General features: G+C 55.0%; 4 protein-coding genes. All 4 read right to left on the reverse strand.

All coding sequences use genetic code 11. The annotated features are described in order from the left end of the window. Positions 1 to 300: 300 nt before the first annotated feature. The 4 genes from BN1120_RS03270 to BN1120_RS03285 all read right to left on the reverse strand — a co-directional run bounded on the left by BN1120_RS03270 (position 301) and on the right by BN1120_RS03285 (position 8578). Positions 301 to 4617 (reverse strand): AAA family ATPase, encoded by a 4317-nt coding sequence (locus BN1120_RS03270; protein ID WP_042014731.1) that lies wholly within the window; start codon positions 4615 to 4617, stop codon positions 301 to 303. A gap of 4 nt (positions 4618 to 4621) precedes the next feature. Further along, positions 4622 to 6202, reverse strand: a complete 1581-nt coding sequence (locus BN1120_RS03275) for a hypothetical protein (RefSeq protein ID WP_111736009.1) — start codon at positions 6200 to 6202, stop codon at positions 4622 to 4624. A gap of 396 nt (positions 6203 to 6598) precedes the next feature. Next, the gene (locus BN1120_RS03280) at positions 6599 to 7177 is read right to left on the reverse strand and encodes a recombinase family protein (RefSeq protein WP_197713270.1); all 579 of its coding nucleotides are present in this window, start codon (positions 7175 to 7177) and stop codon (positions 6599 to 6601) included. A gap of 228 nt (positions 7178 to 7405) precedes the next feature. After that, on the reverse strand, positions 7406 to 8578 hold the full coding sequence (locus BN1120_RS03285; RefSeq protein WP_052455400.1) for an SEL1-like repeat protein: 1173 nt from the start codon (positions 8576 to 8578) through the stop codon (positions 7406 to 7408). Positions 8579 to 8964 lie beyond the last annotated feature (386 nt).

Genomic DNA, 8964 nt, shown 5'->3' on the forward strand with positions numbered 1-8964 from the left:
TGAATACCATCTCCATACACTCCGACCAAAGTGGTCTACGACGAGACGATCAGCATGTCGCCATTGCATATGAATTTGAACAGTTCGGGGAAGCCGCACACCCGAGAAATGATGCGATGCTGGTGGCTTGATCCCTTAATTGATCTATCCGCGCGTACACTCGAGCTCATCCGCCATCAAGAGAGCTGTAGCCTTCCTAAGACACACCCTCGATTGCCTGTAGGGTGAAACAGGGATGAGTTGATAGGTGGTATGGACATCTCCTGTCTTGGGGTAGACAGGAGATATACACATAGAAGGTCAGCTTTCCTCGCAGCTGTCCAGCATCTCCTCAACAGTCTGACGGGTGTCGTCGTCCAGCTCTTCGAGCAATCGCTCCCTCACTGCATCGCTCATTCGCATGTTACCGCTATATCGCAGGGAACCCAGAATAGCCAGCTTGACGCCCGGGTCGGGATCGCTGGCCAAGGTCAACTGCACATCCTCGCCGCTGGGTATAGCTAGGAAGCCAAACAGTTTGCACGCCAGTTCCTGGCGAACTTTGCTGTCAGGGTCCTTGCTCAGGATCCGTTGGGTCTCAGGTGTGAGTTGACGTAGGTAGCTGGATGCTTCTACAAGCTTCAGTCTCACGCTCGCCAAAGCGTCCTGGGCTAGCATCTCTTGGGCGGAGGGAGAAATACTGTGGTTTTCGGCCAAGGCCAAACGCACGCTGCTTTCCTGGTCTAGGGACAGACGTAATTGTGCTTCCTCACACAGGTTCCCTCCGAACCACTCCTCGTGCCCCTTGGCCAGCGCTTTTCGAACGCCAATCTTATCGTCCTTGGCTAGCACCAGTTGCACCGACGCTTTCAACTTGGGGTACGCAGCCAGCAATTCACGGATGAACGGGTCACTGTCCCGTGCAAGCGTCTCCTGGGCCTGACTATGCAGAGTGAACACGAAATGGTTATCACGTTTTAACAGACAGGTGCGTACGCTTTTGTCTGAGTCGCTGGCAAGCAGCAGTTGTACAGTTTTGCTAGGACGATCCTTGGCAGCAACGGCACAGCGCACTCTGACATCCTTGTCCCGGGCCAGCTCCAGCTCCATCGCGTTATCCATCCACCAATCGCGCACCAGCGCAGCGCGAACTTCGGCCACAGGGTCGGAGAGCAGTTGGTGCAGAATGTCTGCATCAACGTCCTCGTTGGCGGCTAGCTTAGCTCTGACCTTGGCACTTTTTTTCCCCGCCAAAGCCTGTTGCACAGGCTTGATCAACGTTGAGTTACCGGCCAGTGCCTCCAGCAGGGCTTCCTCCTGCTCTCCTTCGGCCAACAGTGCGGACTGCAAGTGACCAGGCAGATTGCCTCGTGCGGCCAGCACCAGTTTTTCCTTACGCAGACTCTGCCCCTGCTTGCCCATGGCTTGGTTTTGCGCGCCCATGTATCCCGAGTGGATAGAGTTGGCCCCCCTCCTTGTTGGACTGTCAGACCTTTCTGAAACCCCATCTTGGCAAATCAGGGTCATCAAGTCTTCACCAATTCGAGAGTTTTCTGCCAGCGTTTCGCGGACTTCCGTGTTACCGCCCTTGTACAGGTGCAGGTACTGCGCCTCGCTCAGGTGGCGATTGCCGGCCAAGGCTTTTTGTACCGCTTCCACGTCACCGATCAGTTTGTCGGCAACCGGCCCGGCCAGAGCCGGGTTGTGTGCCAGGCGGGTGCGCACCTCGACATGGCGGTCATCAGCAAGCCGGGCTTGCAACTGTGCCGTTACACCCTGATTGCGAGCCAGCGCGGAAAGGACTTGTATGTCGCCTCTTTCCAGAAGGCGCTGCTGAATTTCAGCGCTGAGGGCGGCGTTACTCGCCAGTTCCTGCTGGACCTCGGGCAGGTCGCTTGCCAGTTGTTGCTGCACGTCGTCCAGCAGGTCAGCTGCACGTGCCAAGTATTTGCGGATTTCGATATTCGGGTCTGTTGCCAAGTGCCGCTGTACGCTCGGCAAGACCGAGTCGCGCCATCGCACTAGGCATTCGCGGACATCGTCGTTCTCATCACGCATCAGCACCTCGAGGATGCTTTCGGCAAGGTTACTGTTGCCAGACAACGCCTTGCGTACCTTGGGATTCACATCTTTTAGCAGCCGCGCTTGTACATCGATGTTGAGCGCGCGGTTGCCCGCCAAAGCGCTACGGACAGACTCCGACTCATGCTGGCTCAGACCCATTTGTAGCAAAGCTGAATCCAGATGGTGGTTGCCGGCCAAACTGGCCTGCACTTCTTCGACGTCCATGGTCAGGTATTGCAGAGCGGCGCTGGTGAGGTTTGGATGTTCGGCAAGGATGCGCCGTACCTCCGTGTTTAGATCCTGGGCGAGCAGAAACTGGGCGGGGGCCCCCAGGTTTTCATTTTGTGCCAAGGCCTCGCGCACGTCGGGATCGCACTTCACCAATTCCAGTTGCACCGAGTCGGGGAGGGTGGCCGCTCCTGCCCGGCGGGCCAGCGCGTCGAGCACGTCCTGGTCTTCATCACAAGTCAGCAGCAGTTGTGCTGTTTCGCTTAGTTCGTCGCGCCAGGCGAGGCGTTCGCGTACCTCGTAGGAAGGGTCTCTGGCCAGTTGTTCTTGTACCTCGAGATGCAGGTTGTCGTTGCCGATAAGACAACTTCGAACAGACCCTTCTGGGTCCCTTGCGAGTTGTTGTTGCACGGCCTTTCCCACAGCCTTGTTGGCCGCCAGTGCACTGCGCACCAGAGGCTCCTGGTCAGCGAGCAAGCGCTGTTGCAACGACTCATCGTCGGTTCTTTTCGCCAATTGGCAGCGTTGTTCTGTATTCAGTTTGAGTCTTTCGAACTGTGCTGCTATCAGGTCATGAGGGGCGTTGGCGTGAAGACAGGCAAGATGTAGCAACGCGAGATCAAAGTCGGGCTGGCCTTCTTCGATATTGATCCGCAGCGTCAACACCTTCTCTGGGCAGTTGGGGTTGCCGTATGCAGCGGTTCGAACCTTGGAATCTGTGTCGTCGACCAGTTTCTCCAGCAGATCGTCCGGGCAGTCTTCATGCTGGGCAACTTCCTTACGGCGCAGCGCGTTGTGGCTTTCAGCCATCTGAATCATCTGCGCCACGTTCAGGCCGTCGCAGGCCGAAGCCGGCTTGAGCTTTAGCTTCTCGAACAACTCTTCATATTTGGCCACCTGCTCACGCAAAGTTTCCCGCAGCGGCACAGTCAGTTTGATAGCAACTTCGAGATCTTCGAGTTCCAGTGGGCGCCCGTCCAGAAAGGCGGTTTCTCGCGCTTCGTTGATTGCATTCTGGATATCCGCCCCGGCGTAGTCGCGGCACTGGGTGACTAGTTTGCGGCGCTGCCTGGGTTCGAGCTCCAGAGTCTCGCCCTTTAGGTGGATATCGAGAATCGCCCCGCGCTCAGCGGCATTGGGAAAGCCGACATAAAACACTTCGTCGAAGCGTCCCTTGCGCAACAATTCCGGTGGTAGGGCAGTAATGTTGTTGGCGGTGGCTATGACAAAGACGGCGCCTGTCTTCTCCTGCATCCAGGTCAAGAAATAGCCAAACAGCCGCGACGAAACCTCCGAGCCGCTACCGCTGTTCATACCGACGAAGGCTTTTTCCAGCTCGTCGATCCACAGTATGCACGGGCTGACCGACTCGGCCATATTCAGGGCGCGGCGCATGTTGTGTTCACTTTCACCTACGTATTTTCCCAGCAGCGAGCCGATGTCCAAGCGTAGTAGCGGCAACTGGAACAGGCTGGCGGCAGCCTTGGCGGTGAGCGACTTGCCGCAACCCGGCATACCGGCGATTAGAACACCTTTGGGTGCCAGCACCCTGGCTGCACGGGCTTCACTAAGGCGCCGGAAGATTTGCGCACGACGGCTCAGCCAAGTTTTGAGATTTTCTAGGCCACCGATGTCGGTAGCGTTTTCGCTAACCCTGAGCATTTCCAGCACGCCGCTCTTGGAAATGATCTGTTCCTTCTCATGCTGGATCAGTAGCAGAGCTACATCACTAATCTGCTCGTGGTGCTGCCGAACCATCGCCAGCGCCGATCGGATTTCTTCCTGATTCAGCCCGCTGCACGCGGCGTGCAGACGTTGTCGAAATCCATCTGGCACCAGTAAGTCCAACTGCAGGCAAACAGCATCGAGCTGGATACTGATTTCCTCGCCCCGGGGCAGTGGCAGGGGGAGCAGGGTCATCTGCGCTTCTATCTGCGACGGAATGTGCAAAGTCTCCGAGACCAACACCACCGCCGCCTTGCCGCGATGATGGCGCTGGATACGGTTGAGCAACTGCTTCAGCCGTGCCACCGCCAGCGGCTGGTTTTCCAAAGCGCTGCGGGCATCCTTGATAATGAACAGTTTGTGGTCCAGATCTTCATCCAGCAGCGACGGCAAGCTTTCGGCCAGATCGATTCTCGGTCCCTGGCTGCCCAATGGTTGCTTGTTGACGAAGTCCACCCAGCCATAACCCAGGTTCCATTCCTTGGGATGCAGGTGCAACTGGCTCGCAATGTCCTGAAGCATGGCATCGACTCGGGCTTCTTCGCCGGAGTGAATGTACAGCCCGGGGTAGCCGGCAACCAGATGGGATTTGATCTTGTCCTTGAGTTCAAGCAAGTTCATGGCGTCACCACAGAGAGAAGAGGCTGGAGGCGAGGTTGCGCAGACCGTAGCCCACCGATTCTATTGCCCGGCCCGCCCCCTCGAGCACCACTGCGGCCACCTTGGTGGCAGTTCTGGCAATCGACTTGCCTGCTTCGTACACCAGTTCGCCAATCTGTCCGCCGGCGATCCCACCAGCCACGCCACCGACAAAGCCACCAATGGCCGTGCCCACCGGGCCGAACACCGTTCCGATCGTTGCACCCAGCGCAGCACCCTTGGTTGCCCCCGCGATGGCCATAGTGGTGGTTACCGTGGTGTTGCCAATGGCGTCGACGGCTTCTTCACCTGTCAGTTCGCCCTTGCCAAACTTGTAGAGAACCTTGGCGTTCTGCAGGCCGACACAGGCAATATTGGTGATCAGACCTGCTGGGGTATTACGCAGCGCAGCACCGAGCCAGCCGTTTTTCACCGCCACCACCACAGCCCCGGAAACCGCTACTTGCGCGGCAGTGTTGGCACCAGTGCGCAGAGAACTTTCGAAAAACTCTTTGAGATCGTCGTTGGCACTAGGATTTTCCCGACCGTTCAACCGGTTCCAGAAGCGCCGGGCAAGAATCCGCGTGCCCTGCATGCCCACCGAGATGCACGCACCAACTACGGCCTGCTTGCCGATCTGGCGGGCGATGGTGGCACGGTTGGTGTCGTTCCAATCGTATTGGCGCGACTCTGCTTCCTGTTGGGCTTTCTCCTGCAGTCTCCTTGCTTCGTCCTTGGACAGCGGGCGGGATTTCACGCCATCGGCTTCGATCACCTCCGTGCTATCGGGCACGTCCGCGCCTTGGCCTTCGGGTACCAGCGGTTTCTGCCCTTCGTAATCACCACGATTGAGCAGCTCGTTAGTGGCATTTGCATCCGCACCGTACTTGGACTGGTACTTGCCGACCACGTTGCCGTTGCCGTCGATGATCTCGATGTCTACCGAGTTCACTTCCTGGGAGCCCACGACCCGCGCACGATAAGGGCTGCCCTTGCTCACTGCGTCGATGTTAAAGGTGTCGACGTGGTGCTGCTCGGCGATAAGGCCATTAAGGTGAGGGCTGCGACTGATGTCCCCTTTGAGTGTGGTTACCATGTCCCGTGCGTTCATCGTGGCATCGGCCAAGGCTTGGTCAATGCATCCAGCATACTGGCCAACATGCACCGAGCCGGAGAGGGCTGCGTTCTTCTCGATTTCGCTTGCCAGCCACGAGGCTTTGCTACGCCCTTTGTCCATATGCGCTTGCAACGACTCGCGGGACTGGTTGAAGGCTACGGTGGAGGCGATTACTTGCTGGCTGGTCTTTAGCAGTTCTGCTTCGCTGTTCCACAAGTCCGGGTATTTACGGAATTCATCGTTCAGCCACTGGTCCAGCGGCTTGTCACCGCGCTGGTTGCAAGAATCGACGAAGGAGGCGACCACCGCAGTGGTCTTTTCGGCGTTGCTGTCGTCGCCGTCGAGCAGCTTGGCTTCAAGGTACTCCACCTGCTCCTGATTGGTTTGCGCAAAGTTGATGCTGTTATCCTTTTCGTAGTCGTCGCCCAGAGGCCTTTTCATTTCAGTCATGGCAATCGTCCTGATCTTCAGTGCAAATAGTCGGTGAGCTCATCGTGCAGCCTCTGCTGCAACTAAACGAGTTCGAGAATGTGTACATGAGTATTCCAGTCGCGGGTAATCAGTAGCAGGTTAAAGTGATAGACCTAGTAGCGCAGCAGCAAGCATCGTCGATATTTTGAAGGCTTAATAAATCATGAATGCAGTCTGAGTTAGGCATGTGTGTAAGGGGGCACTTACAAGCTACGTAGCTCCACCTATTGCAACAAGTTAAAGTGTACTGATGAAGCTATCATTCCAAGACCGATAATACTTGATCGAATCTCACATATTAAAAGAAGCTTTTGCTGCACATTAGCTGGAGCTGGTGAACTGAGTTCAAACCGCCGATTTAGAGCCGCTAACGATTCAGTCAGTATGGCCAGACAAACCTAAAGGCCGGCAAGCGCGTTTCACGCTGGCGGGTGAGATCCCGAAGTGTTCAGCCGTCAGCTTGATGCTCGCTGAATTCTCTTTGCGCCAGATGGCAACGGCAGCATCGTCAATTGTCTTCTCGCGCCCCAGCGCCTTACCTTCCGCCTTCGCCTTGGCAATCCCAGCCATCTGCCGGAGCTTGATGTTTGAACGTTCCAATTCTGCAACAGCGGCCAACATGGTCAGCATGGCTTTGCCAATCGGCGTGGACAGATCAAACCCTTCCCGCAAGCTAATGATTGAAACGCCCTTACATTGAAGTGCCTCAACCGTATTTAACACATCGATGGTATTGCGCCCAAGACGGTCAACCGCTGGAACGATCAGCGTGTCCCCCTTACGTATGAACTTGAAAAGCTCGGCGAACTCTGGACGCTGTAGCGCCTTCACGGCTCCCGATACGCCTTCGTCAACAAACCAGGTCTCCACCTTGTGCGTTTGTTCAATGCTATAACGCTGCGCCCCAATGCTCTGCTCGCCCGTGCTTACCCTGAGATATCCGATGACTGCCACGATATGCCCCTATGATTGGCTCATTATCTATGGCTCTAAACTTAGTAATGGCTCACAATAAAAACAACAGCTTTGAGCCACATTTTTAAAGGGCTGATTCGATGGCTCAAAAGGTGCACTATTTGAGCTGCCTAGATTGAGCAGGCAGCCAAAAGGGGCGTCGTTATACCGTAATGCCCCTTATGCTCAGTATGCCATTGGTTCCTTTATCGAGAGGTATCATTTCAACTAATTGGCGGCATTGCCGTGGGATTTGTATTGCTCTAAATAGAGCGTGGCGAGCTTCTTGGCTTGCACTAATTGGTCAGTTGATAAATGTGCTGCTGCAACAGATCGATCGTCAGCCTGCCCATTTTCTGCTGCGACAGAGAACCATGCATAAGCCTGCACATAGTTACTAGGCACACCGTGGCCATTTAAATACATTGCAGCCAGATTTATCTGCGCATCTGAATGTCCCTGTTCAGCCGCCAGGCGGAACCAGACAACGGACTGCACATAGTTCTGTGCAACACCCTGACCATGTTGATACATATATCCTAGGTTGTTCTGCGCAACAGCATTCCCCTGCACGGCAGCCTTACAGAACCAATCCACAGCTTGGCTATAATTTTGATCCGCCCCCTGGCCAAAGTAGTACATTGTTCCTAGATTAATCTGCGAAATATCGTACCCCTGCACGGCGGACTTACGATACCAAATCATCGCTTGCACATCATCCCGCGCTACGCCCTGGCCGTTGGCGTACATCATCCCCAAGTTGTATTGAGCAGAGACATGACCCTGATCAGCCGCTTGGCGGAACCAAGCTATCGCTTGGCGATAATCTTGCTCCACCCATTCGCCCATAAAATATCCCGATCCAAGAGTGAACTGCGCCTCAGCATGTCCCTGCTCGGCAGCCTTGCGGAACCAAGCTATAGCTTGGCGATAATCTTGGGCCACCCCCTCACCCCTGAGGTATCTCGTTCCAAGTCTGTACTGTGCGTTAGCCAGACCATCCTCGGCAGCCTTGCGAAACCAGAACGTTGCTTGCTGATAGTCCTGTGGCATATCAAGCAAACCTTTCAAATATGCTAAACCCAAATTAAATTGGGCTTTGATAATGCCCTGTTCAGAGCTCTCTTCATCATCAAATGATGTTCCCCATAAGTCTTGGTACATCCAATCATTGTCAATTGGCTCACCTTCTGTCATTCCCCCCCAACGATTTAGGAATATAAACACCAGACATTCTTGTGCTTCAGTGTGTCCCTGTTCGGCTGCTTGGCGATACCAATAAATGGCCTGCTGGTAGTCCCTTTTCACCCCTTGACCATACTCGTACTTTTTACCTAATTCGTACTGCATCTTCGCGGATGAACCACCAGTATCGTCTGTCGCTGCTCTTATTTCTGTCATAGCCACAATCCTTATGAGTTGTCACGAATCCAATCGATCACATCTAGCAGCGCCATAAGAGCACCGTAGTCACGCCATAATAATGATGCACAAACTGCCCTGTTTCGAATCAAACCTAATCACTTTTATGTTCAATTAGCATTTTCACCAAGGAAAACTGCGCACTCGTCCCGAACATGCCAGCCAGTTCGGCGAACTTCCCCTCATTGCAGCCCATTTTGGTCGGATCGCGGCTGAAAGCTTGTGACGATTTGACGGGAGGTTTACCGGCTGGAGCTGCTGCTCCGACTTCAGGGAAAAGACATCGGTACTGGGCGATTGCCCATCTCAGGTTAGTTGGCTTTGGTCTCAGCCATTGCTAGGGGGTGAATCGCTCCCAGTTCCCT

Origin of the sequence: Aeromonas caviae (assembly GCF_000819785.1) — a bacterium.
In the GTDB taxonomy this organism is placed as follows: Bacteria; Pseudomonadota; Gammaproteobacteria; order Enterobacterales; family Aeromonadaceae; genus Aeromonas; species Aeromonas caviae.

Excerpts from the sequence above, each read along its gene's own strand:
- BN1120_RS03285 (WP_052455400.1), bottom strand. The coding sequence starts at position 8,578 with ATGACAGAAATAAGAGCAGCGACAGACGATACTGGTGGTTCATCCGCG.
- BN1120_RS03275 (WP_111736009.1), bottom strand. The coding sequence starts at position 6,202 with ATGACTGAAATGAAAAGGCCTCTGGGCGACGACTACGAAAAGGATAAC.
- BN1120_RS03270 (WP_042014731.1), bottom strand. The coding sequence starts at position 4,617 with ATGAACTTGCTTGAACTCAAGGACAAGATCAAATCCCATCTGGTTGCC.